Consider the following 23,021-nt stretch of genomic DNA (forward strand, 5'->3'; position numbering starts at 1 on the left):
TGGGCGTGCCTCGCGTTTCAACCCCTGCTCAACGTCGGCGCAACCATCTCTGGATCGGTGCCCAGAGACAGGCGGTAGCTGTCCCAACCGTCCTTCGAAACCCGTGTTCGGACCAGCCCGACTGCACCGGCATCCGTGGAATACCCACGGGCCCCCTGCCCGATCCGGTGCATCGCGATGGCGTAGGGAATCGGCAGGAAATTGAAAATACGTTGTGGCGGCAGGGGATCACCTGCCTCCAGGTAGGCGAGCAAAGCCCGGTCGCCGCGCGTCCCGGTTTTGATTTCCTGCACACCCTGCGGAACCGGAAAGCCCCCTCCGCCGCGCATTCGGTGCTCCGTGACGGCCAGTAGGATCGGTGCTTCAGGCGACAGACGCATACCTTCGATCTTTAGGTTGCACACGCGGCGCGGGGGATGCCCTGACGGCGCGCCGTCGGCGCAAAAGGCGGCTGGCTGTGACAGGTCCAGATCGAAGGTGGCGCTGTCCGGCAGATCGTAGGCGGCCGACGGAAACTGGCTGTCTGTCAGTTCGGGCACGACCTCACCGGGGATGACCTGACGCAAGGCCGAGACCGACCGCTCTAGCCACAGTGTCAGATCGGCGACGGTCGCCGGAATGCCCCAGATCGGATCGCCATGGGGCACCAGATCGCGCAGATCGCCCTTCGTGATCACTCCTGAGGGTAGATCGACATAGTTGCGCGCGCCGCCAAGACCGCCCGCAAACACCGGCGCGGCCAGTCCGATGATGGGCCTGTCCGCCAGTGGCCCGTCTGTGACCGCCTCGCGCACGGCTTGTGCCGAAGCCGCCGCGACAAGACGTGTGGCGCGGCACAGGCCCAAGCGCGCAAAATAGGTGTGAAGGGGGATGTTCACCTCGGCCACCGTTCGCTGCGCATCCAGAAGGGCCGCTGCATGGACGGCCCTGCTGGCCGCCAGAACATCGGGCGCCGACGCCACTGGCGGTCGCTGGGCCGCGACCTCATGCACCGTGACGTGGCTACCGGCGACCGTCCAGCCAGCCTTCGACCAGTTCAGCGACAGGTCGATCGCCCCAACCGCGCGACCCCAGGCCCCTGGCATGACGGCAGGGACACCAAGGATGGTGCCCTCAACGGGGTCGACCCCATCCGACGCGCGCCATCCCGGTCCGGGAAACAGACCGTGCAGGTGCCCCATCGCGATCGCATCCACGCCGGCCTGCGCCAGCGCCACTGCGCTGTCCGGTCCGTCGTGACACATGGCAATGACCAGATCCGCCCCGGCATCGCGCATCTCACGCACCAAATCATCCGCAACCTGCGGCACGGGAGGCACCGCCAGCCGGTCCCACGGCATGTTTTCTGCGCCCGTCAGCGTTGCGGGCGGCAAAAGCGCGGTCAAGCCGATGATCAGGTCGTGCGATTCCCCATCCACCGTCAGAGTACGCTGGACCAGTCGGAAACGCGGTCGAAACCCCTTACCGTCCGATAGCCGCATGATGTTGCCCGTGACGATTGGCACAGGGTCATTTACCAACGCCAATTCGAGCAGCGACAGCCCACCGTCAAAATCATGGTTGCCCAGCGCCACGGCGTCGTAGCCGGCGGTCGCCATCGTCGACATGACGGCGCCGACACCTTGATCCGGCAAGGCGGCGTAAGGGCGCCCATGCAAAAAATCCCCACCATCCACCAACACGTTGACTGGCGCTTCCGCCCGCAGACGCGCGATGATCCCCGCCGCCCGACTAAAGCCCTTCAATGGGTCTGGACGGCGGCGCGCGTAGTCGAAATCGCGCAATTCCGCATGCAAGTCGCTTGTCGCGATCAGTCGCAAGATGGGTGTGCCGAATGGCGGGGTCACGAAGCCTCCTGACGGCAATAGGCGAAAACTCGCCTCAAGGTTGTATTCTCATCATCCTCTGTATTGACTTGTCAATCAGGCTCCGCCCCAGCACACCGATGACCGGAGGTCTTCATGCGCAACGCGGAAACAGTCACCTTTGGTGGATCGGGATTGGATCGCTCGGCAGCGCAGCGCCGGGATGAGGGCAGCTTGCGCGCAGACCCCGCGGCTCGGGTTACGCCGCTGTGGCGCGGCAAGCCGCTGATCCAGGACGACCCTGACAGCGGAGCGCTGTCGCTGGCCCATCTTCCCACGGATCACGCGGCACTGCGCGATTCGGGCCAATGGGTCTTTCTAGGCGTCGAGGGCGACACGCCGCGCTTCGCCGCTGATATCAGCGCTTGGGAACCGGCAGAGATGCCCGACACGCTGGGCGCCTTCCACGACCCGTCGCGGCAGGCGCATCCCGACTTCGCCCCCGCGGAGTTCGCCGAATTACGCGCGACGATGCTGCAACTGACCGCACGGGACGCGGAACTGGCGGCCACCGCTCGCGGCATCCTGGAATGGCACCGCTTGCACAGGTTCTGTGCCAACTGCGGCCACGCCACCGACAGCGCGCAATGCGGCTGGCAACGCACCTGCCCCTCTTGCGAGCGCCACCATTTCCCGCGCACCGATCCGGTGGTCATCATGCTGGTCACGCGCGGCAATTCCGTGCTGCTTGGTCGCTCTCCCGGCTGGCCAGACGGGATGTATTCACTGCTGGCGGGCTTCGTTGAGCCAGGCGAAACCATAGAGGCCGCCGTGCGCCGCGAGACGTGGGAGGAAACCGGAATTCGCGTCGGTCAGGTGGACTACCTTGCAAGCCAACCCTGGCCCTTCCCCGCATCGCTGATGATCGGCTGTCGGGCCGAGGCGGTGTCGTCCGATATCCGCGTCGACCCAGAGGAAATCGAAGATGCCCTATGGTTGAGTCGCGAGGACGCGATGCAAGCCATGGCGGGCAAGCATCGCATCCTGCCGGCCCGGAAAGGTGCGATTGCGCATTTTCTTCTGACGCGGTGGCTTGCGGACACGTTGGATTGACGGTTTGTTCGCAATCGCCCCCTTCAACACAGGCCATTCCATTGAAGTTCTCTTCCCGCACCGAGATCGACGCCCCACCGACGGTCGTGTTCGAACGTCTGTCCGACTTCGAACGGATAGAGTCCTTGGCGCGCGAGCGTGGCGTCAAGGTCGAACGGCTGGACGACGGCTCTGAAGGCCCCTCGGACGCACGGTGGCGGATCGATTTCGACTACCGGGGCCGCAGCCGATCCTGCGATGCAGCAATCGCCGCCTACGTGCCCGGCGAACAGATCGCCGGTCGCGGAGAGCTGGAGGGCCTGTCGATCTTCGGCAATGTAGAGCTTGTGGAATATGATCCGGGCAAGACCCGCATGTTCTGCACCGTTGATCTGAAGCCTTCCTCGATGCGCGCGCGTCTTCTTGTTCAGTCTCTAAAACTGGCGAAAGGCACGCTGGACCGCCGGTTCGCAAAGCGCCTGAACCAGTTCGGCAAGCGTTTGGAAACCACCTGACGGCGCGCCATTGCCCTTCCACCGAAGGGGTGACAGACACGACTGATGAATATCCGTAGCAAGGCCTTGGCCGTCCACTTCCTGACCGCGACCGGAGCGGTCTTCGCAATGCTGGCCCTTCTGGCCGCGGTGCAGAACGAATGGGGCATCATGTACCTGTGGCTGGTCGTCGCCTTCGTGGTCGACGGCATCGACGGCCCGCTGGCCCGCCGCTACGACGTGAAGGCAAATGCACCCGGCTACGACGGCGTGCTGATGGACTTGATCATCGACTACCTGACCTACGTGTTCATCCCCGCCTACGCCTTGTTTTCCAGTGGCCTGTTGCCCGGCTGGACCGGCTGGTTCGCGATCATTGTCATCACCTTCGCCAGCGTCGTCTATTTCGCCGACACTCGCATGAAGACAAAGGATAATTCGTTTCAAGGCTTTCCGGGGTGCTGGAACATGGCCGTCCTCGTGTTTTTCGCGGTAGAGCCTGCTTGGGGCACGATATTGGTCATCACCGCCCTGCTGGCCGTCGCGATGTTCCTGCCCCTGAAATTCGTCCACCCGGTCCGCACGAAACGCTGGCGCGCTCTGACGCTGCCGATCGCGCTGGTCTGGACCATTCTGGCCATTGCCGCCGCATGGCAGGATTTCGCGCCCTGGCGTCCGGTTGAATTGGCGCTGATCGTCACATCGATCTACCTAATCTTCGCCGGTATCGCGCAGCAGGCGACAGAGCGCAGCCAGCTTTAAAGTCGCGTCAGCACGACACATGCAAGGATCTGCATCGAAATATCTTTGTTCGTCCCCAGCTTGATTGTGGCGTTCCAGCCTGCGTGCAGCAGGGCCACGACCATCGCCGCCAGAAAGACGCCGATGCTCACCCGCGCAGGCCCAACCGGATCGGCCCCTTTGCGGTTGCGGCATCGACCGGCGTGCCGCCCTGCGTCGCCACCAGATCGGCCCCGGCGGCCACTCGGCGCACGTCATCCATCAAGGGCCGCCAGTCATCCGACAGCCGCCGCGCCGCCTCGGACGGGCAAAAGGTGCTGCCCGCCCCGCGCTCTTCCGCAAGGTCCATCAGGACCGCGCGGATGTCGTCATCCGACATACTGGTCCTTCAGAACCCGACGCAGGATCTTGCCGCTGGCGGACTTCGGGATCTCGTCCACGAAATGCACCTCGTGCAGTTGTTTGTAGGTCGATAGCCGCCCGGAAATATGGGCCTTCACGCCCGCCTCGTCGATCTCACCAGACTTCACGATGAAAGCGATGGGCACCTCGCCCGCTTCATCATCCGGCTTGCCCATGACGGCGGCGTCCTGGATCGCATCGTGGCCGACCAGTTCAGCCTCCAGCTCCGCAGGCGCGACCTGAAAGCCCTTGTACTTGATCAATTCCTTCACCCGCTCGCGCACGAACATGTATCCGTCTTCGTCGATCACACACAAATCGCCGGTGCGCAGCCAGCCGTCTTCGGTGATCGTTTCCTTGGTCGCGGCATCATTGCCCAGATAGCCCTGCATCACGTTCGGCCCGCGGACCCACAGTTCACCCTCTTCGCCCGGCGCGCGATCCTCCAGCGTGTCAGGATCGACCACGCGGCTTTCGCAGTTCGGCACCGTCAGACCCGATGCTCCCGCACGCGGGTTGTCGATAGGGGTCACATGGCTGACCGGCGACAGTTCTGTCATACCGTAGCCTTGCGTCATCACGCCGCCCATGCGCGCCGCGCAGGCATCGCCCAACTCGCCACCCAGCGGCGCAGCGCCACACATCACGCGATCCACGGACGAATGGTCGAACTGATCCACCATAGGATGCTTGGCCAAGGCCAAGGCGACCGGCGGCACGATATACAGAACCTTCGGCTTGTGCTCGGCCACCAGGCTCAGGAAGCGTTCCAGATCGAAGCGCGGCATCGTCACCAGTCGCGCACCACGGGCGAGATACTGGTTCATCAGAACGGTCATGCCGTAGATATGGAAGAACGGCAGAAAGGCGATGGTCGTCTCGCCCACCTGCGGATCAAAGAAGGCGGCGCATTGCTCGACGTTCGCCACCAGATTGCGGTGGGACAGCATCACGCCCTTCGGCATCCCCGTCGTGCCCGAGGAATAGGGCAGCACCACGATGTCCTTCTCCAGATCGACATCGGCCTGCGCCTGCAACGGGTCGCCCAGCAGATCCTCCAGCGTGGTCTCTCCTGCGCCGATCACCGCGATGGTCTCGACGCTGGTGCCTTGGATCGCCTCGCGCGCGGTGTCTGCAAAGCCCGCCACTACAACGAGGATTTTCGCCTTGCTGTCCAGCAGCTGCTTACGGACTTCATAGGCGGTGTAGGTCGGGTTGATCGTCGTCACCGTGCCACCGGCCCAAGCGACGCCGTGAAAGACGGTCACGTAATCCGGGATGTTCGGCGCCATCAGCGCCACCACACCGCCCTTGCCCAGACCGCGCTGCGTCAGTCCACCGGCCAATCGCTTGATCCGGTCCTGCAACGCGGCGGCGGTCATCCCGGCGCCGCTGGTGCCATCGGTCAGAACGACCCCGTCGGGGTCCATCTCCAGACCTTGGAACAACCGCTCGGTGATAGAGATGTCGGGGATGTCGATATCGGGATGCGGGCTCTTGAAGACGGTCACGGCGGTTCCTCCCTTGGCGTGCTGGCGATGACCCTAGCACCGCGTCGGGCAGGGGAAAGGGGGTCAGAGCTGCCAGAGAACGACACCGATCCCGACAGTGCCGAAAGCGAGTAGCAGCGACAGGATAGACAATCGCCATGTGGGCTGCGCGGTCGCGTCGTGGGTATCCAGATCGCGACAGGCGCGGCGCGCCTCGTCCCAGCCCGCGACGAAGATGACGAGCGCCGCGAGCAGAAAGGCCGACGCGATGGCCTTGGGCACCCACTTCGGTTCATAGACCGAGAACACCGCCTGCAACGCCAAGGCAACGACCACGGTGGTCAGACCGGTGCGCACCCAACCGGCATAGGTGCGTTCCGCCGCAAGGCGGGTACGGTCCTCGGCCCAGTCCGTGCGATCTTGCGCCAGCTTGTTCTTATCGCTCATCTGACCACCTTCTCGCGTTGACAGCTTCAGTCCAGACGCTCTGGCAGGCGCATCCCGCGCAACACTTCATCCACCGATTGCGCCCGCTTGCCGGCACGCTGCACCTCTGTGATCTCGACTGCGCCGCTGCCACAGGCGACCGTGAAACCGTGCAACACCGTGCCGGGCGCTCCATCGTCTTCCGCCACCCGCGCGCGCAGCAGCTTCACCCGCTCGCCCGCGACCTCGCACCATGCGCCGGGAAAGGGCGACAGCCCCATGATGTGCCGCGCGACCTGATCCGCCGGGCGGGACCAGTCCACCCGCGCCTCTGCCTTGTCGATCTTGTCGGCGTAGGTCACGCCCAGCTCGGGCTGCGGCATGTCGGGCAGCGCGCCCAGACGCTCCAGCGCCGCGACCACAGCATCCGCGCCCATGGTAGACAGCCGGTCATGCAGGTCGCCCGTGGTGTCACCCGGCCCGATGTCCGTTACTTCGCGCAGCAGCACCGGCCCGGTGTCCAGCCCAGCCTCCATCCGCATGATGCAAACGCCGGTCTCTTCATCGCCCGCCATCACCGCGCGATGGATCGGCGCGGCCCCGCGCCACCGGGGCAAAAGAGAGGCGTGGATGTTCAGGCACCCATGCGTCGGCGCATCCAGAACCGCTTGCGGAAGGATCAGCCCGTAGGCCACGACGATGGCGATGTCCGCGTTCAGCGCAGCAAAGTCGCCCTTCTCGGCAGCGCCCCTCAACGACGCTGGATGCCGCACCTCGATCCCCATTTCCTGCGCCACCAGATGCACCGGCGACGGCCGGTCCTTCTTCCCCCGCCCCGCCGGTCGCGGCGGCTGGGTGTAGGCGCAGACAACATCGTGCCCGGCAGCAATCAACGCGCGCAAAGGTGCTACGGAAAACTCGGGCGTGCCCATGAAAACGATACGCATGGCGATCTCCTTGACGACGCTACAAAGCGGACCGCAACGCTGCGCGTTCTTCCTTCAGCGACCCGGTGAACGGATCGCGTCCGGCACGCGCGTACCAGTAAAGCGCATTCGACTCGTCGCCCTCGATCCGATGCAGATGCGCGTGGACCCAAGCAGCCTCTGCACTGGGGTCAGCCTGCGCGAGTTCGTGCGCGCGATCCCACTGCCCGGCCTCCAGCGCATCGAGCGCCTCTTTCATCGTTTCCTTCATCGCATCTTCCCCGATTTGCGGATCAGCATGTCCCGCTTTGTGCGGCTTAGCCGATCTACATAGAGCCTGCCCCCCAAGTGGTCGATCTGATGCTGAACGCTGGTTGCCCAGAGGTGCACGAAATCGCGCTCTACCGTCGCGCCGGTCTCGTCCATGAACTGTACCGTCACCGCGCGGGGCCGCGTGATCTTGGCCGACACCCCCGGCAGGCAAGGAGAGGCCTCTTCATGCTCTCGCCCCTGCCCGCTGGCGTGGATCACCTGAGGGTTCGCCATCCGTACCGCCTGCCCGCGTTCGGACGACGCATCGACCACGGCCAGCCGCAGCATCACACCGATCTGCGGTGCGGCCAAACCGACGCCCGGCATCGCCTCCATCGTGTCTATCATGTCATCCCAGACGGCGCGCACCTCGTCCGTGATCGCCTCGACCGGGGCGGCAGGCTTCCGCAATCGCCGGTCGGGCCAAAGAAGGATCGGGCGCGCGGTCATAGCGGATCTCGCGGCGCTTGCGCGCGATAAACCGGCAACCGCCAGTCCAGCGCGATGGAGCCTGCGCGCAACGCGAAGACCGTTGCCGCTGCCAGCATCAGCGCCACGCTTTGCGCCACGAAGGCTACCGACAACACCGCCACCCCGGCCCCCGCCAAGGTTGCCGTCGCATAGATCTCACCCTGCTTCAGAACCAGCGGCACTTCGTTCGCGACCACGTCTCGCATCAGCCCGCCGAATGTGCCCGTCGCCATGCCCATGACCAGCACGATGGGCCAGGACATCCCCGCCGCCATCGCCACGCCAACCCCTGCCGCAACGGCAGAGGCCAGCGCCGCCGCGTCCAGCCAGTACAACGCGCGCACCCGGCTTTCCAACAGATGCGCGGTGAAGAACACGATCACCGCCGACAGGATGCACAGGCCCAGGTAAGACGGCGTTGCGATCCAGAAGATCGTGCGGTCCAGCAGAACATCGCGCAACGTGCCGCCGCCCACGCCGGTCAGCACCGCCAAAAACCCGAAGCCCACGATATCCAACTGCGCGCGGCTGGCCGTCAGCGCGCCGGTCAGCGCGAAGACGATCACCGCCGCGTGGTCCAGTACCCCGACCAGCGTCATTTGAACGGCGCCATCCCGGCGCGCGCCAATTCATCCGCGCGCTCGTTCTCGGGGTGGCCCGCATGGCCCTTCACCCATGTCCATGTCACCTGATGGCGCGCCTGCGCCGCATCCAGACGCTTCCACAGATCGTCGTTCTTCACCGGCTTCTTGGCGCTGGTCTTCCAGCCGTTCCGCTTCCACCCGTGAATCCAGCTTTCCACGCCGTTCTTCACGTACTGGCTGTCCGTCACCATCGTGATCCCAGACGGACGCGCCAACGACTCCAGCGCGTTGATCGCCGCCAACAGCTCCATCCGGTTGTTCGTCGTCGGAGCCTCCCCGCCCTTCAACTCAAGCCGCTTCACCTCTGCCTCACCGTCACGCGCGATCAGCAGCGCGCCCCAGCCGCCGGGGCCTGGATTGCCCGAACAGGCACCGTCGGTATAGGCGAAGAGATCAGGCATCGGGTTTCCGGCTTAGATGGATGACAAAGGGATCGACATTGACGGTCAGACCAGCGCCCGCCCCGTTTCGCAAGCCAATGTCGCTGCCTCCGGACTCATCCGATGATGATCGGCAGCAACGTCACGACGACAACGAAGGTCAGGATCAGCCGCAGCGACACCCACCACGGCGGCGCAAGGCCCTGCCGTTGGAACATCCAGTCCAAGCCAAGGATGCCCACGAAGCCCAGTGCCAGATAGATCGCGGCAGAGACCGGCCCGCCGCCCACGAAGAAGAACGCCCATAGCGCGGGCAGCGTCGACACACCGTAACCGAACGCCGCCTCCGCACCCTCGGCCCGCGTCGCAAAGCCCCAGAGCACGCCGGACATGAAAGACAGGATGACGGTGCCGTAGGCCAATTGCACGTAGGGGCCGACGAAGCGCGGCCCCAGAATGTCGGCGGTGAACACGCCTAGGCTGGGGAATGCCATCGTGGACACGCCCCACAGGAACGGAAGCAGCCCCGCAAGGCCCAGCGCGAGCGGAGCGAAAGGTATCTTCGTCATGCCCGCTCCACCGCCAGCTTGCCCGCCAATCCGGCGAAGAGCGCCGCAATTCCGCGCGACAGCCACCGCAGGGCGCGCGGCGATGACAGCACACGGTCCCGCGCCACGGCCGCCATCACGCCGTAGCCCGCGAAGACGATGAACGTCAGCACCATGAAGACCGCGCCCAACACCAGCATCTCACGCGATGCCGCAGTCGGATCACCTGAAAGAAACGGCGGCAAAAGCGCTAAGAAGAAGATCGACAGCTTGGGGTTCAAAGCGTTGATCAACACTCCGCGCAGCGCGGTGCGCCAGCCGGGCTCGGATCCCTGATCCGGATCCACCCGCAGCGCGCCGCCCGACCGCAGCGCCTGCCACGCCAGATACAACAGATACGCGACACCAGCCCAACGCAGCGCGTGGTAAGCCAACGCACTGGTGTGCATCACCGCCGCCAAGCCCAAAGTCGCCGCCACAAGCGCGGGCACGATCCCGAAGGTGCACCCCAGCGCCGCCCAAAGGCTCGCCCGTCGCCCGCGCCCCAATCCGATCGCAACGGTATAGATCACCCCGGTGCCGGGGATCAGGACAACGACCAAAGCGGTCAGCAGGAACGGAAGAGAGATCATTTCGGGCCTCGCCGGATCGCAACACGGAACGATCTTGCACCGCCCGTGCCACAGGGCAACCCGGCGCGCGGCAATGCCGCCTCTTTGTTTTCACAAATACTCACGGCGCACGGCCTGTCGCGTGCGGACAGTCAGGCAGGCTCGCGCAACACCCGAGGCACCTTGAACTCGATGTTCTCTTCCGCCGTCACGACCTGCTCGACCGTAACGTCGAACCGCGTGCGGAAGGCGTCGACCACCTCGTCGATCAGAACTTCGGGTGCACTGGCACCGGCGGTGATGCCGACGGACCCGATCCCCTCCAGCGCCCGCCAGTCGATGTCTGTGGCCCGCTGCACCAGTTGCGCATAGCCGCAGCCCGCACGGCGGCCCACTTCGACCAGCCGCTTCGAGTTCGACGAATTCGGCGCGCCGACGACCAGCATCGCATCCAGCTTCGGCGCCATCGCCTTTACCGCTTCTTGTCGGTTCGTCGTGGCGTAGCAGATATCTTCCTTATGCGGCCCGACGATGGCCGGGAAGCGCGCCTTCAGCGCCGCGACGACCTGTGCCGTGTCATCAACAGACAGCGTCGTCTGCGTGATGAAGGCCAGCTTTTCGGGATCGCGCACATCCAGCTTGGCCACATCCTCGGGCACCTCGACCAGCAGCACTTCGCCTTCGGGCAGTTGGCCCATGGTGCCCAGCGTCTCGGGGTGGCCGGCGTGGCCGATCATCACCATCTGCAGGCCGTTCTGGTGGTGGCGCTCGGCCTCGATATGCACCTTGCTGACCAGCGGACAGGTCGCGTCCACATAGACCATCTCTCGCGCCCGTGCCTCTGCGGGAACGGCTTTGGGCACACCATGGGCCGAGAAGATCACGGGGCGGTCCGTGGGCGCTTCGTCCAGCTCTTCCACGAAGACCGCGCCCTTCTCGCGCAGACCGTCCACGACGAACTTGTTGTGCACAATCTCGTGGCGCACGTAGACTGGCGCGCCCCATTTCTCGATCGCCATCTCGACGATCTTGATCGCGCGGTCCACGCCCGCGCAGAACCCGCGCGGCGCGGCCATATACAGCGTGAGAGGCGGCTTGGTCATCAATGTCTCCTTCGTGCATCCGACACCTAATCAGGGGCGGGCCGTGCGTAAAGGTGGCCGACTTCGGGATACCTCCGGCGGAGGTATTTGAGGAACGATGAAAACACTGGCGTTGACCGGGCGCCGTACAGGGCATAGATGCCGTCCCAAGACGCCGGGTCCAGGCCGCGTGAGCCAGTGCTGAAAGTCAGCACATCGCAGGACCGGTGCAACGCATCCCACATCACGCGGGGGAGGCGCCGGGAACGGCGGCCTTTCGGACATCCGGTCCGCAACGTCAGACCGTTCGCGCTTCTGAACGCATCGCCCTGCGGGTCCGACCGATGTCCGACGCGGGGCCGACCCTTATCCGACAGGAAGAATCTTCGTGGATTTCGACATGCTGGGCCTTGCGCCCGCCCTTCTTTCCCGCCTTGCAGAGCGTGGCCTTGATACCCCCACACCCATTCAGGCCAAAGCCATTCCCCACGGCCTGCAGGGCCGGGACGTCATGGGTCTGGCACAGACCGGCACCGGCAAGACCATCGCCTTCGGCCTGCCCATACTGCAGGGCCTGATCGAAGACGGAAGCCGTCCCGCGCCCAAATCCGTACGCGCCCTTGTGCTTGCCCCCACCCGCGAACTGGCCAATCAGATCGCCGACAACCTGCGCCCGTTGTCCGGCGGCAGCCAGATCGGCATCGCCGTCGTCACCGGCGGTGTGTCGGCCAACCGTCAGAAGGGCCGGCTGGAGCGCGGCGTCGACATTTTGATCGCCACGCCGGGTCGCCTGCTGGACCTTCTGAATCAGAAGGCCCTGACCCTGTCCGACACGCGTTTCCTGGTGCTGGACGAGGCCGACCAGATGCTCGACATGGGTTTCATCCATGACCTGCGGAAGATCGCGCAGCATGTGCCCGAGACACGCCAGACGCTGCTGTTCTCGGCCACCATGTCCAAGGACATGAACGAGATCGCCCAGACCTTCCTGCGCAACCCTATCCGGATCGAGGTCGCCTCTCCGGGCAAGCCAGCCGACAAGGTGACACAGGAAGTGCGTTTCATGCCGAAAGAGGCGAAAGTAGACGAGCTTATCGCTCAGCTTGGCACCCACAAGGGCCAGCGGGCGCTGATCTTCGTGAAGATGAAGCACTCTGCCGACAAGCTGATGAAGCAGCTGGAGCGCGCCGGTTTTCCGGGTGCCGCGCTGCACGGCAACCGCAGCCAGAACCAGCGCGACCGGGCGCTGAAGGCCTTTACCAACGGCGAGATCGACGTGCTGGTCGCCACCGACGTGGCCGCCCGCGGCATCGACATCCCAGAGGTCGATTTCGTCTACAACTTCGAGCTTCCGAACATCCCCGAGACCTATGTCCACCGCATCGGTCGCACCGCGCGGGCGGGGCGCGATGGCAAGTCGGTCAGCTTCTGCCAGCCGGATGAACTGGGCTATCTGCGCGATATCGAGAAGCTGCTGAAGATCACCGTTCCCGTGGCGCAGGATGCGTCCTGGGCCCACGAGGCGCCCATCGCGCCACCGAAGCCCGGCGGCGGTCGTCGCCGTGGCGGTGGCGGCGGTGGCGGTCGTCCCGGTGCGGGTCGCGGCGCGAAGCCGGGCGGCGCGCGTCCGCAGGCGGCCAAACCCGCTGGCGGCAATCGCCGGCGTCGTGGGCCGAAGAAAGCCTAAGCGGACGTCTCGGCGATCCACGCCATGACATCTCCGACCGTCTCCGCCTCTCGTCGTTTCGGGATCGCGGGGCGGTCGATCATCACGACCGGCAGGCCCAGCGCGCGCGCCGCCTGCAACTTCGCCACAGCGCCCGTGCCGCCCGCGTTCTTCGACACGATCAGCTCGATCCCGTGCCGCTCCATCAGGGCGCGGTCATCGGCAGCGGTGAACGGGCCGCGCGAAACCTCTACTTGGCAATCCGGCAGCGGCAGTGCGCCCTGCGGCGGATCGACCAGTCGCAGCAGATAGAAGTGCTGAGGGTTCGGCGCGAACTCTGCCAGATGCATCCGCCCCACCGCCAGCATGACCCGTTTGCGCGGACCATCCAGCGCAGTAACGGCCCCGGCAATGTCGGGGACATGGGTCCAGTCGTCGCCCGGCGCGGCCTGCCAAGGCGCACGCGTGAGGGCGATTAAGGGCACCCTTACGCTCGCAGCAGCCGCGATGGCGTTACCGCTCATCTGTGCGGCAAAAGGGTGTGTGGCGTCGATCAGGTGGGTGATCGCGTTCTCACGCAGGTATGCCGCCAACCCGTCAACCCCACCAAAACCGCCGACGCGTTGCGGCAGGGGCTGTCGCACGGGCCGCTCGACCCGTCCGGCGAAGGACACCACACCGCTCAGCCCCGCATCGGACACCGCGCGCGCCAGCGCGGTCGCCCCGGTCGTGCCGCCAAGGATCAGAAGGTTCGGCTTGTTCATGGCGCGCACCCTGCCCGCCGCCTCTTGCCGCTGCAACCGCCGCGTGGCAGGCCATCTTCCATGACGCATTGGCTGACAATCATCGGGATCGGGGAAGGCGGCGTGGACGACCTGACCCCTGCCGCGCGCTCTGCCCTGAATGCGGCAAAGGTGGTCATGGGCCCGCCCCGTCATCTGTCGATGGTGCCAGACACCGGCCCGCAGCGGATCGAATGGCCTGTTCCCTTCGCCGATGGGATCGACACGCTGCTGAACCATCGCGGCACCGACACCGTAGTCCTCGCATCCGGCGATCCGTTCTGGTTCGGCGCCGGATCGGTGCTGTCCGCGCGGCTGGAGCGGAACGAATGGATCGCCCATCCCGGCCCGTCCGTCTTCTCCCTCGCCGCCGCCCGCATGGGTTGGCCGCTGGAACGGACCACCTGCCTTGGCCTGCATGCAGCCCCCCTGTCGAAGATGCGCACGGCGCTGCATCCCGGCGCGCGTTTGATCGTCACCCTGCGCGACGTCGCGGCGGTGGCTGACCTTGCGGGCTACGTTGCAGACCTGGGCTTCGGTGACAGCGAGATTACGATCCTCGAACGGCTTGGCGGCCCATCGGAACGGATCACCACCGATATCAGCGGCCCCTTCGACGCCCCCGTCGCCGCCGCGATCACGGTCGCAGGCAGCGGCACCGCGATCCCGCTTGCGTCAGGTCGCCCTGACCCGATCTACGCCCACGACGGTCAGATCACCAAGCGCCCCGTCCGTGCCCTGACCCTGTCAGCGCTGGCCCCGCAGCCGGGGGAACACCTGTGGGACATCGGAGGCGGCTCTGGCTCTGTCGCCTTGGAGTGGTGCATGGCGCATCCCACCTGCCGTGCGACGGTCATCGAACGCCGCCCCGACCGCGCCGACCGTATCCGGGCGAACGCCGATGCGCTCGGCCAGTCCCTGTCCGTCATCGAAGGCACCGCCCCCGACGCCCTGTCAGGCCTGCCGCAACCGCAGGCCATCTTCGTCGGCGGTGGGCTGTCCCAGGCTTTGCTGGACCGCTTGGCCCCCTTTGCCGGCACCCGCCTCGTCGTCAACGCGGTTACACTGGAAACCGAGGCGCTCGTCCTTTTGCACCACGCCAAATACGGCGGTGAGCTGCTTCGCGTCCAGATGGCCCGCCCCGAACCCTTGGGCGGTTTCCACGGCTGGCAGTCGAGCTACCCCCTTCTGCAATGGAGCGTCACGCTATGATCGTCGCAGGCTTCGGCTTCCGTGCAGAGGCGACTCAGGACAGCCTTGCCGACGCGCTTGCGCAGACGGGCGCGCAGCCCGATGCGCTGGCGACCATCGCCGACAAAGCACATTCCCTCGCCTCCCTCGCCACGCGCATGAACCTGCCGTTGCACACCATCCCGCAGGCAAAGCTACCCGCCGACACCCCCACCGACAGCCCCGCCTCCCGGACCCACCGCGCGACCGGATCGGTCGCCGAAGCGACCGCGCTGGCCGCCGCGGGCCCCGGCGCGCGGCTGATCACACTTCGCACAATATCCACCGACCGCATGGCCACTTGCGCCATCGCAGAAGGAACCGATCCATGACCGTCCACTTCATCGGCGCAGGCCCCGGCGCGCCCGATCTGCTGACCCTGCGCGGCCGCGACCGCATCGCCGCCAGCCCCGTCTGTCTTTACGCCGGATCGTTGGTGCCAGAGGCGATCCTGTCCCACTGCCCGCCGGGCGCGCGCATCGTGAACACCGCGCCCATGGATCTGGACGCCATCATCAACGAAATCGAAACCGCCCACGCGGCAGGACAGGACATTGCCCGCCTTCATTCCGGAGATCTCTCCGTCTGGTCCGCGATGGGCGAGCAACTTCGCCTGCTGGCAGAGCGCAACATCCCCTACACCATCACTCCTGGCGTGCCCGCCTTCGCCGCTGCCGCCGCCGCCATCGGCGCAGAACTCACTGTGCCCGAGGTCGCGCAATCGGTTGTCCTGACGCGCACTCCGGGCCGCGCCTCGACCATGCCGCCTGCGGAATCGCTGACGAACTTCGCCGCCACCGGGGCGACCCTCGCGATCCATCTGTCGATCCAGAACCTCACCAGCGTGGTCGCTGACCTTACCCCGGCCTACGGGCCCGATTGCCCCGTCGCCATCGTCTTCCGCGCCAGTTGGCCGGACGAAAAGATCATCCGCGCCACTCTCTCCACCGCCGAAGCCACGCTGCCTGACGGCATCACGCGCACCGCCCTGATCCTCGTCGGCCCCGCTCTGAGCCAGAATACCACGACCAGCCAGCTTTACGCCGCCGACTACGACCGCCGCTATCGCCCCCAGACTGCCGACAGCCCGTGGATCGACGGCCCCGGAGACTGACCCTCCCTTCTTTGTTTTCTCAAATACTCATCCCCGGCCCGACCAAAGGACCAGCCCCATGACCCTGCCTCCCGGACTTCTCGTCTCAGCCCCCGCATCGGGCACCGGCAAGACCACCGTCATGCTGGGCCTATTGCGCGCGCTGGCCGATGACGGTCTGACGGTGCAGCCCTTCAAGTCCGGCCCCGACTATATCGATCCGGCGTTCCACCTTGCCGCCGCCGGGCGTCCGTCCTTCAACCTCGACACCTGGGCGATGGGCGATGACCTGCTGAACGCCATCGCGGCCCAGGCCATCGGCTCGGACATCTGCGTCGCCGAAGGCTCCATGGGTCTCTACGACGGCGTCGCCACCAAGGGGCGCGCAGGATTCGGCAGTTCGGCAGAGACCGCGCGCCGCATGGGGTGGCCCGTGATCCTTGTGATCGACGCCAGCGGTCAGGCACAATCCGCAGCCGCCACTGCAATGGGCTTCGCCGCCTATGCGCCCGATCTGCCCTTCGCGGGCGTCATCCTGAACCGCGTCGCATCGCCCCGCCATGAACGCCTGATCCGCGTCGGGATGGAGCGGGCGGGCCTGCCCGTGCTTGGCGTCCTGCCCCGACGCGGGGACCTCGCCCTGCCAGAGCGTCACCTCGGGTTGATCCAAGCGGTTGAGCACCCCGATCTGAACGCTGCGATCGACGGCTACGCGCAATTCCTGCGCGAAAACGTCGATCTGGCAGCCATCCGCGCCGCCGCCCTCTCTGGCCCCATGCCGCCCAAGGCCGCTCTGCCAAAGCCCCCCGCCCAGCGCATCGCGCTAGCGCAGGACGCCGCCTTCTCCTTCACCTACCCGCACCTGTTGGAAGGCTGGCGACAGGCGGGTGCAGAGATCCTGCCCTTCTCACCCCTTTCCGACCAGCCCCCGCCCGACGCCGATCTCGTCTGGCTGCCCGGAGGCTACCCCGAACTCCACGCAGGAACCCTCGCCGCCGCTACCACCTTCCGCGCCACCCTCCGCCGCCACGCCGAAACCAAGCCCGTCCACGGCGAATGCGGCGGCTACATGGCGCTGGGACAGGCGCTGATCGACAAGGACGGCACGCGACACAAAATGGCCGGCCTCCTCGGCCTCGTCACAAGCTACGAGAAACGCAAGTTCCACCTCGGCTATCGCCGCGCGGTCCTGAACGCTCCCCTCCCCGGCCACCCCGCCAAAGCCGCCCTAAGGGGCCACGAGTTCCACTACTCCACCATCCTCGAAGAACCCGACGCCCCCCTCGCCGCCGTCACCGACGCCGACGGCAACCCGGTCCCGGAAACCGGATCGGTAAAGGACAACGTAACGGGGACGTTCTTCCACATGATCTCGGGGGAGGAAGGATGATTGGAGCCACAGGACTCGGCACCTAAGGTCAATCACACACCAAAACTTCAAGAGACTGTCATGGACGTCGCCACAGGCTTTGACGGACAAGAAGACCGACTGATCGCCCTGTTCACCGCCACATTCACCGACACGGAAGGCGCGGAAGAGGGCAGGCTGATCGGCGGGCTGGTTCACGATCTGCTCACGACCACACCGGCGTCCGATATCCACGTCTTTCGCGCCGAAGACGACAGCACCCTGATCGGCGCGGCCATCTTCACGCAGATCACCTACCCCGATGAACCGAACCGCGTGGTCCTGCTCTCTCCCATGGCGGTCGCAACCGACCGGCAAGGCAAGGGTGTCGGCCAAGCTCTTCTCATCCAGGCCCTCGCAACGCTCCGGTCGGAAGGAGCCGAGGTTGCGCTCACCTATGGCGATCCGGACTACTACAAGCGCGTCGGGTTCGCGCCGATCACCGAACAGCAGGCTTGCGCACCTCTGCCTCTCAGCCACCCTCAGGGCTGGATCGGGCAGTCGCTGACGGACCAACCCATGCCTATCCTGAGCGGCAGGCCCACGTGCGTCCCAGCCCTGAACCGAGCTGACGTCTGGTAGCGCGCTTCACCTTCGCCAAGAGAGCGTGTCACGACGACCGCGAAACCACCCTTCCCCCCGCCCCACACCAGTGCCAAAAGCCCCCCATGACAGGCTTCGTTTCCTTCGTGGGCTCTGGCCCCGGTGACCCCGAGTTGCTGACGCTCAAGGCGGTGGACCGTTTGCGTCGTGCGGATGCGGTGCTGTTCGACGACCTGTCGTCTGGCCCGATCCTTAGCCACGCGCGCTCCGGGGCGGACATGGTCGCGGTTGGCAAGCGCGCCGGGCGGCCCTCTCCCAAGCAGGACCATGTCAGCCGCCTGCTGGTGGATTACGCGCAGGGCGGCGGTCGTATCGTGCGGTTGAAATCGGGTGACTCAGGCATCTTCGGACGGCTGGAGGAAGAACTGGTCGCCCTGCGCGACGCCGGCATCCCGTACGAGATCATCCCCGGCGTCCCTTCGGCCATCGCCGCCGCCGCCGCCGCGGGCATCCCGCTGACCCGGCGCTTCACCTCGCGCCGCGTCCAATTCGTTACGGGCCACGATGCGTCAGGCGAGCTGCCGCCCGACATCGACCTGAATGCGCTGGCCGATCCGATGGCCTCCACCGTCGTCTTCATGGGCAAGCGCACCTTCCCGACGCTGGCCTCCGCCCTGATGGACCGCGGCCTGCCGCCCCACCAGCCGGCAATTCTGGCGGAAGCGGTGTCGACGCCGCACCAGCAGATCACGCGCAGCACCGTCACCGACCTTGCCGATCGGCTGGCCCAGGAGCGCGGCGACCAGCCCGCACTGATCCTCTACGGGCCGCTCGCGGATGGTTGAGATCACGCTCGTCGGTATCGGCACCGGTCACCCGGACCACGTTACCCTGCAGGGACAAAAGGCGATCCGGGACGCGCAGCTGATCCTTCTGCCGCGCAAGGCGGGAAAGGACGATCTGGCCCACCTGCGCCGCGCCATCATCGAGGCGGCCGGATCGAACGCCCGCATCGTGCCCTTCGACTACCCAGAGCGTGACGACAGCCTGCCCTATCAGGTGCGCGTGGCCCAGTGGCACGACGAAATCGCAGCCCGCTGGGCTGACGCGATTGGCGATGCCAAGGCCGCCACGCTACTGGTGTGGGGCGATCCGGGCCTTTACGATTCGACCCTGCGCATTGCCGACCGCCTGCCCGGCGCGCGCACTCGCGTGATCCCCGGCATCTCTGCGCTGCAGGCCCTGACAGCCGCTCACGCGATCCCGTTCAACACCGTGAACGGCCCCGTCACCATCACCACGGGCCGCCGCCTGCGCGACTCCGGCTGGCCAGAGGGGGCCGAAACCGTGGCCGTGATGCTGGACGGCGACTGCAGCTTTGCGACCTTGTCCGAGAATCTGACGATCTGGTGGGGGGCTTATCTGGGAATGACGGAGCAAGTGCTGGACCACGGCCCGCTGCCGGAGGCGGGCCCCCGCATCACCGCCACACGCGCCGCGGAACGCGAACGGCATGGGTGGATCATGGACACATACTTGCTGCGGAAGGGGTGAGCCGTGGCATGAAACCCATCCTGCATCTTTGCGCCACCTGCCGCCCAGACACGGAGACCAGTGCCCTGCGCGCGGCACTTGGGGACACGGCAGACCTGCGCCTGCACGACTGCCTGAACGTCTGTAATCGCCCCACAGCCCTGTCGATCCAAGGCAACGGGACGGCCTATCTGTTCGCAGATGTCGATCCCGAGACGGACGCCGACGACATCGCCGCCACCGTCCGCACCTATGCCAATGCCCCAAGCGGAAACATCAATGACGCCCGCCCCTGCGGACGCCTACGCCATTGCCTGATCGGCAAGATCCCGGCAGCCTGACGGCCCTCTTCATCTTGTCGAAAATACTCACGACGCCACGCCCGCCGAAGGCGTGGCGGTCAATCGAGCGTCAGGTCGACGGCAACCGCTTCACCATCCACCGCCAAGGGCCGATGGTCGTTCGAGGTCAGCGTCACCTGAACATAACCTCCGGTCGGCACATGCACCCAAGGCCCATAGAACCGGCCTAGTTTCACGCCGTCCACGTAGACATGCGCGTGGCCTTGTCCTGCCACGTGATCGCCACTTGCCGACTCAGGCGCGAAGGTGAAGTTGGTCGGCTCAAGATACAGGTTCCAGCCTGCCATCGGATCGGGCGTGGCCTCGACCGTCAACGAGGGCGCATCCGAACCGGACACATCCAGCGGCATGTCATGGGCGTGGTCCATGCCCGCGCCGTGGTGCGCCGGGTCGGAGTGGTCGTGGCCAGCCATCTCCCACCCTTGCGACACAGCCAGAAACACGCCGAGGCCGACCCCGATCACCAAACCGATGACTCCAAGCGCCAGCGCCCGCATCACGCGTCTCCCCGCGCCCAAAGCGCGCCGCAGAGCGAACCAAGCGCCGCCCAGACCGCCAACCCGACGCCCAGCGCACGGGCTGAGAACAAGGCGCCCAATTCGGGCGGTGCGGGACCGGTGAAGCCATCGGGCTGGGGCGCGCCGATTGCATGAGGTGCGGCCAGCAGGACGATACCTCCGACCCACCAGACCCAGCCGCGTCCAAGGCCCAGTAGCAGGCAGCCGATGCCCGATGACACCACGCAACCCAGCCACCACGCCTGACGCGCCGCCAGATCGGCCGCGGCGACCCCCGGCAGTTCCGGCGGCAGGCCGATGGCCGGGGCCAGTTGCACCGTTACGAAACCCGCAATGCCCCAGATGATTCCGGTGCGTCCGTCAATATCGGCCCAGCCACGATCGGCGGCGACGGCCATGAATGCGGTCAGGATCAGCGCGTAACCGATGTAGACGACAGCCGAGAACAGCACGCTCAGAATATCGCGCATGGGGTCGAAGTTATAGGCGACGGGGGCCGAAGATCCGTCCTCCCCGAAGTGCGTCAGAGCGCCGCCTTCATAAAGCTCGGCAGCCAGAAGGACGGGCTGCACGAATGCGAATTGCAGCACGGCAGCCAAAAGCCCCGCGGCAAAACCGGCGATCAACGCGCCGGTCAGCAGTCTGTAGGTCATGGATTAGTGGCAGGGAAAGCCGGTGGCGTGGCGCACGTCATGCGCCGCGTCGTGCAAGGCATCGGCTTGCACGTGGCCTGCAAGAACGATCAGGCCAAGGCCCATCGTCAGCGCCAGAAGCGCGGGGGCCATAACGCCCGTCTTGGGCAGGGTCTGGATGGCGGCGGTCGCGGTCTGCGTCTTCATCGGTCTTCCTTTCCTTACCGTCTCCCCGACGGGTTGGCTGAACTCAAACCCGGCAGGTCTCCTGGCTTGCGGGTCAACACGTTACATCCGCCTTCCCCGGGAATCGGCCCCGAGTGGCTGTCTGGATGCACGCTAACCGCTTACAGTCGCGGGGGCGGCTTCGGCGTTTCACCGAATTCCCTATTGGTCCCGTCGCTTGCGACGACGACACCGGGCCCTTCCTCCGTAGCGCCGATCCGACCCTGTGGAAAGAGGCGATCTTAGCGGGGACGTCGAAAGCTTTTCGCCAAGCGGTCCGCGTAGGCGTCCCGCGCTTCTGGCGACATCTGCGTCAGCCGGTCGATCAACGCGGCTTCCGTCCGCGCGACCCGGGCATCTCCGATGCGCCGAGCCTCTGCGAACGCGATTTGCAGCGCCTCTGGGTCGAAGGGGATGGCGCGCAGCGCCTCTAGCACGCTCTCCAAGCCGCGACCCCGCGGTCCGCGCGGACCTGCGCGCAGATCATCCACCAGCGCCTGCCGATCCGGCTTGTCCAGCGCGCGCACAAGGGGCGCTGCCGGGCCGCCCATACGCGGACCGCGATCGCGGTCGGGGCCGTCAAAGACCTGCCCCAGCACGACGCCAGCGACCGCAAGGTTTAGCGCCAGAGAGCCGATCAGCACGAATCGCCACAGACGGGGAAGCGTCGAGAACCTCATTCCGAAAGCTCCGCATATTGAAAGCCGTAGCCTCCGGCGACATCGGTAAAGTCCGACCCAAAGGTCGCCCCGGCGATATAGCCGCCCGGATCGCCCAGCCCCACGGCCAGCCCCATGACGCAGGCCGCCGCAAGGCTGCCCCACGCCGCGATATCGCGACGGCGGCGGGCGCCTGCGGTGGTCCGTGCGTCGCGCATCACGCGAGCCATCAGCAGCTCGGACGGCTTGGGGTGATCGCGGCGACCGGCCTCTAGCGCAGCATCCGCCAGCACACGTTCCATCAGGTCGCCACTGGCATCGGACTTCAGCCCGCGCAGGCCTGCGATCAAATCGTCATCATTCATCGACATATCCCAGCGCCTCCTTGCGACCGGCCAATATCTTCCCAAGCGACGCGCGCCCCCGTGCGGTCAGGCTTTCCACCGCCTCGACGCTGATGCCCATGGTGGCGGCGACATCGGGGTTCGGCAATTCCTCTATGTGGCGCAGGATGACGGCAAGACGCTGGCGTTCGGGCAGGGCGGCCAGCGCCTCTTCCAGCGCCACCTTCCGCTGCCGGTCCTGCATCCGCACCGCAACGCTGGGGTCGGGCGCGGCAGGTTCGTTCGCTGCATCCAGCGGGTCCGAAGGCCGCCGCGCACGCAACCGATCCGTGCACAGGTTCGCCGCCACACGGTAAAGCCAGGTCGAGACCTTGGCCCGCCCTGCCTGCCACTCCGGTGCGATCTTCCATAAGCGCAGCAGAGCCTCTTGCGCCACATCCTCTGCCTCTGCCGCATCGCCCAACATCCGCTGCGCCACGGCCAGCACGCGCGGCACGTGCCGCTGCGCGAGGGGTGCGGCGGCGGACATGTCGCCGGCGGCATAGGCCGCGAGCAGGGATTCGTCAGAAGGCTCGGTCATGCGGTCAAGATGGGGGCGGACA

General features: G+C 66.1%; 32 protein-coding genes and 1 riboswitch. Of the genes, 12 read left to right on the forward strand and 20 right to left on the reverse strand.

The window, feature by feature from the left end; genetic code table 11:
- Nucleotides 1-17: 17 nt before the first annotated feature.
- Entirely contained in the window at nt 18-1,847 is a 1,830-nt protein-coding gene (locus tag FIU81_RS13300; protein ID WP_172971478.1) for a metallophosphoesterase, read from the reverse strand.
- A 114-nt stretch (nt 1,848-1,961) separates the two neighbouring features.
- On the opposite strand from FIU81_RS13300, the gene nudC reads away from it, so the two are divergent.
- Genes nudC through FIU81_RS13315 form a run of 3 tightly spaced genes read left to right on the forward strand, consistent with a single transcriptional unit; the run spans nt 1,962 to nt 4,153 of the window.
- Nucleotides 1,962-2,918, forward strand: coding sequence for an NAD(+) diphosphatase (nudC, locus tag FIU81_RS13305; protein ID WP_124110610.1), 957 nt, complete (start codon nt 1,962-1,964; stop codon nt 2,916-2,918).
- Between the two features lie 41 nt (nt 2,919-2,959).
- Nucleotides 2,960-3,412 carry an SRPBCC family protein gene (locus FIU81_RS13310; RefSeq protein WP_124110609.1) on the forward strand — a complete coding sequence of 151 codons (453 nt, stop codon included), beginning with the start codon at nt 2,960-2,962 and terminating at the stop codon, nt 3,410-3,412.
- 45 nt (nt 3,413-3,457) lie between these two features.
- Nucleotides 3,458-4,153, forward strand: coding sequence for a CDP-alcohol phosphatidyltransferase family protein (locus FIU81_RS13315; protein WP_124110608.1), 696 nt, complete (start codon nt 3,458-3,460; stop codon nt 4,151-4,153).
- Here the strand turns inward: FIU81_RS13315 and FIU81_RS17050 are convergent.
- The 12 genes from FIU81_RS17050 to ispH all read right to left on the reverse strand — a co-directional run bounded on the left by FIU81_RS17050 (nt 4,150) and on the right by ispH (nt 11,445).
- Nucleotides 4,150-4,284, reverse strand: coding sequence for a hypothetical protein (locus FIU81_RS17050; RefSeq protein WP_256366147.1), 135 nt, complete (start codon nt 4,282-4,284; stop codon nt 4,150-4,152). The two genes, FIU81_RS13315 and FIU81_RS17050, sit on opposite strands and share 4 nt — an antisense overlap.
- On the reverse strand, nt 4,281-4,511 hold the full coding sequence (locus FIU81_RS13320; RefSeq protein ID WP_124110607.1) for a DUF3253 domain-containing protein: 231 nt from the start codon (nt 4,509-4,511) through the stop codon (nt 4,281-4,283). Before FIU81_RS13320 ends, FIU81_RS17050 begins: the two co-directional genes overlap by 4 nt.
- Nucleotides 4,501-6,045 carry an AMP-binding protein gene (locus FIU81_RS13325; protein ID WP_124110606.1) on the reverse strand — a complete coding sequence of 515 codons (1,545 nt, stop codon included), beginning with the start codon at nt 6,043-6,045 and terminating at the stop codon, nt 4,501-4,503. The genes FIU81_RS13320 and FIU81_RS13325 overlap by 11 nt, the downstream gene beginning before the upstream one ends.
- 63 nt (nt 6,046-6,108) lie before the next feature.
- Nucleotides 6,109-6,471, reverse strand: a complete 363-nt coding sequence (locus FIU81_RS13330) for a YidH family protein (protein ID WP_124110605.1) — start codon at nt 6,469-6,471, stop codon at nt 6,109-6,111.
- A 26-nt stretch (nt 6,472-6,497) separates the two neighbouring features.
- A complete protein-coding gene (gene fmt, locus FIU81_RS13335) occupies nt 6,498-7,397 on the reverse strand; it encodes a methionyl-tRNA formyltransferase (protein ID WP_124110604.1) in 900 nt (299 codons plus the stop codon).
- 19 nt (nt 7,398-7,416) lie between these two features.
- Nucleotides 7,417-7,647 carry a hypothetical protein gene (locus FIU81_RS13340; protein WP_124110603.1) on the reverse strand — a complete coding sequence of 77 codons (231 nt, stop codon included), beginning with the start codon at nt 7,645-7,647 and terminating at the stop codon, nt 7,417-7,419.
- Complete coding sequence (def, locus tag FIU81_RS13345; RefSeq protein WP_124110602.1) at nt 7,644-8,138, reverse strand: peptide deformylase; 495 nt, start codon at nt 8,136-8,138, stop codon at nt 7,644-7,646. Before def ends, FIU81_RS13340 begins: the two co-directional genes overlap by 4 nt.
- On the reverse strand, nt 8,135-8,758 hold the full coding sequence (locus tag FIU81_RS13350; RefSeq protein ID WP_124110601.1) for a trimeric intracellular cation channel family protein: 624 nt from the start codon (nt 8,756-8,758) through the stop codon (nt 8,135-8,137). The genes def and FIU81_RS13350 overlap by 4 nt, the downstream gene beginning before the upstream one ends.
- Nucleotides 8,755-9,204, reverse strand: coding sequence for a ribonuclease HI (rnhA, locus tag FIU81_RS13355; protein WP_124110600.1), 450 nt, complete (start codon nt 9,202-9,204; stop codon nt 8,755-8,757). Before rnhA ends, FIU81_RS13350 begins: the two co-directional genes overlap by 4 nt.
- A gap of 95 nt (nt 9,205-9,299) precedes the next feature.
- Nucleotides 9,300-9,752 carry a DUF3429 domain-containing protein gene (locus FIU81_RS13360; protein ID WP_124110599.1) on the reverse strand — a complete coding sequence of 151 codons (453 nt, stop codon included), beginning with the start codon at nt 9,750-9,752 and terminating at the stop codon, nt 9,300-9,302.
- Complete coding sequence (locus tag FIU81_RS13365; RefSeq protein WP_124110598.1) at nt 9,749-10,363, reverse strand: LysE family translocator; 615 nt, start codon at nt 10,361-10,363, stop codon at nt 9,749-9,751. The genes FIU81_RS13360 and FIU81_RS13365 overlap by 4 nt, the downstream gene beginning before the upstream one ends.
- Before the next feature lie 131 nt (nt 10,364-10,494).
- Nucleotides 10,495-11,445, reverse strand: coding sequence for a 4-hydroxy-3-methylbut-2-enyl diphosphate reductase (gene ispH / locus FIU81_RS13370; protein ID WP_124110597.1), 951 nt, complete (start codon nt 11,443-11,445; stop codon nt 10,495-10,497).
- 367 nt (nt 11,446-11,812) lie between these two features.
- Here ispH and FIU81_RS13375 point away from each other — a divergent pair, with 367 nt between their 5' ends.
- Nucleotides 11,813-13,111, forward strand: coding sequence for a DEAD/DEAH box helicase (locus FIU81_RS13375; protein ID WP_413816211.1), 1,299 nt, complete (start codon nt 11,813-11,815; stop codon nt 13,109-13,111).
- Here FIU81_RS13375 and FIU81_RS13380 read toward each other — a convergent pair.
- A complete protein-coding gene (locus FIU81_RS13380; RefSeq protein ID WP_124110596.1) occupies nt 13,108-13,854 on the reverse strand; it encodes a cobalt-precorrin-6A reductase in 747 nt (248 codons plus the stop codon). The genes FIU81_RS13375 and FIU81_RS13380 overlap by 4 nt on opposite strands.
- 60 nt (nt 13,855-13,914) lie before the next feature.
- On the opposite strand from FIU81_RS13380, the gene cbiE reads away from it, so the two are divergent.
- From cbiE to FIU81_RS13420, 8 genes are all read left to right on the forward strand, one after another.
- A complete protein-coding gene (gene cbiE, locus FIU81_RS13385; protein ID WP_124110595.1) occupies nt 13,915-15,084 on the forward strand; it encodes a precorrin-6y C5,15-methyltransferase (decarboxylating) subunit CbiE in 1,170 nt (389 codons plus the stop codon).
- Nucleotides 15,081-15,434, forward strand: coding sequence for a cobalamin biosynthesis protein (locus tag FIU81_RS13390; protein WP_124110786.1), 354 nt, complete (start codon nt 15,081-15,083; stop codon nt 15,432-15,434). Before cbiE ends, FIU81_RS13390 begins: the two co-directional genes overlap by 4 nt.
- Nucleotides 15,431-16,216 (forward strand): precorrin-4 C(11)-methyltransferase, encoded by a 786-nt coding sequence (gene cobM / locus FIU81_RS13395; RefSeq protein WP_124110594.1) that lies wholly within the window; start codon nt 15,431-15,433, stop codon nt 16,214-16,216. Before FIU81_RS13390 ends, cobM begins: the two co-directional genes overlap by 4 nt.
- A 58-nt stretch (nt 16,217-16,274) precedes the next feature.
- Nucleotides 16,275-17,585, forward strand: coding sequence for a cobyrinate a,c-diamide synthase (locus tag FIU81_RS13400; RefSeq protein ID WP_124110593.1), 1,311 nt, complete (start codon nt 16,275-16,277; stop codon nt 17,583-17,585).
- A 60-nt stretch (nt 17,586-17,645) separates the two neighbouring features.
- Nucleotides 17,646-18,185: a GNAT family N-acetyltransferase gene (locus FIU81_RS13405; protein ID WP_124110592.1), complete on the forward strand. Its 540-nt coding sequence runs from the start codon at nt 17,646-17,648 to the stop codon at nt 18,183-18,185.
- A gap of 86 nt (nt 18,186-18,271) precedes the next feature.
- Nucleotides 18,272-18,991, forward strand: coding sequence for a uroporphyrinogen-III C-methyltransferase (gene cobA, locus FIU81_RS13410; RefSeq protein WP_124110591.1), 720 nt, complete (start codon nt 18,272-18,274; stop codon nt 18,989-18,991).
- Nucleotides 18,984-19,700, forward strand: coding sequence for a precorrin-6A synthase (deacetylating) (cobF, locus tag FIU81_RS13415; RefSeq protein WP_124110590.1), 717 nt, complete (start codon nt 18,984-18,986; stop codon nt 19,698-19,700). Before cobA ends, cobF begins: the two co-directional genes overlap by 8 nt.
- Before the next feature lie 8 nt (nt 19,701-19,708).
- Complete coding sequence (locus FIU81_RS13420; protein ID WP_124110589.1) at nt 19,709-20,020, forward strand: DUF1636 family protein; 312 nt, start codon at nt 19,709-19,711, stop codon at nt 20,018-20,020.
- A 59-nt stretch (nt 20,021-20,079) separates the two neighbouring features.
- Here the strand turns inward: FIU81_RS13420 and FIU81_RS13425 are convergent, their stop codons facing one another.
- The 6 genes from FIU81_RS13425 to FIU81_RS13450 form a co-directional block, all read right to left on the reverse strand.
- Complete coding sequence (locus FIU81_RS13425) at nt 20,080-20,538, reverse strand: hypothetical protein (RefSeq protein ID WP_320414780.1); 459 nt, start codon at nt 20,536-20,538, stop codon at nt 20,080-20,082.
- Entirely contained in the window at nt 20,538-21,212 is a 675-nt protein-coding gene (locus FIU81_RS13430; protein WP_124110587.1) for a CbtA family protein, read from the reverse strand. Before FIU81_RS13430 ends, FIU81_RS13425 begins: the two co-directional genes overlap by 1 nt.
- Before the next feature lie 3 nt (nt 21,213-21,215).
- Complete coding sequence (locus FIU81_RS13435; protein WP_124110586.1) at nt 21,216-21,398, reverse strand: CbtB domain-containing protein; 183 nt, start codon at nt 21,396-21,398, stop codon at nt 21,216-21,218.
- A gap of 33 nt (nt 21,399-21,431) precedes the next feature.
- Nucleotides 21,432-21,628, reverse strand: a riboswitch (cobalamin riboswitch).
- Nucleotides 21,629-21,658: 30 nt separating this feature from the next.
- Entirely contained in the window at nt 21,659-22,096 is a 438-nt protein-coding gene (locus FIU81_RS13440; RefSeq protein WP_124110585.1) for a periplasmic heavy metal sensor, read from the reverse strand.
- On the reverse strand, nt 22,093-22,440 hold the full coding sequence (locus FIU81_RS13445; RefSeq protein ID WP_148085630.1) for a hypothetical protein: 348 nt from the start codon (nt 22,438-22,440) through the stop codon (nt 22,093-22,095). Before FIU81_RS13445 ends, FIU81_RS13440 begins: the two co-directional genes overlap by 4 nt.
- A complete protein-coding gene (locus FIU81_RS13450; protein WP_124110583.1) occupies nt 22,433-22,999 on the reverse strand; it encodes an RNA polymerase sigma factor in 567 nt (188 codons plus the stop codon). Before FIU81_RS13450 ends, FIU81_RS13445 begins: the two co-directional genes overlap by 8 nt.
- Between the last annotated feature and the right edge of the window lie 22 nt (nt 23,000-23,021).

The organism is Palleronia sp. THAF1 (assembly GCF_009363795.1).
GTDB lineage: Bacteria > Pseudomonadota > Alphaproteobacteria > Rhodobacterales > Rhodobacteraceae > Palleronia.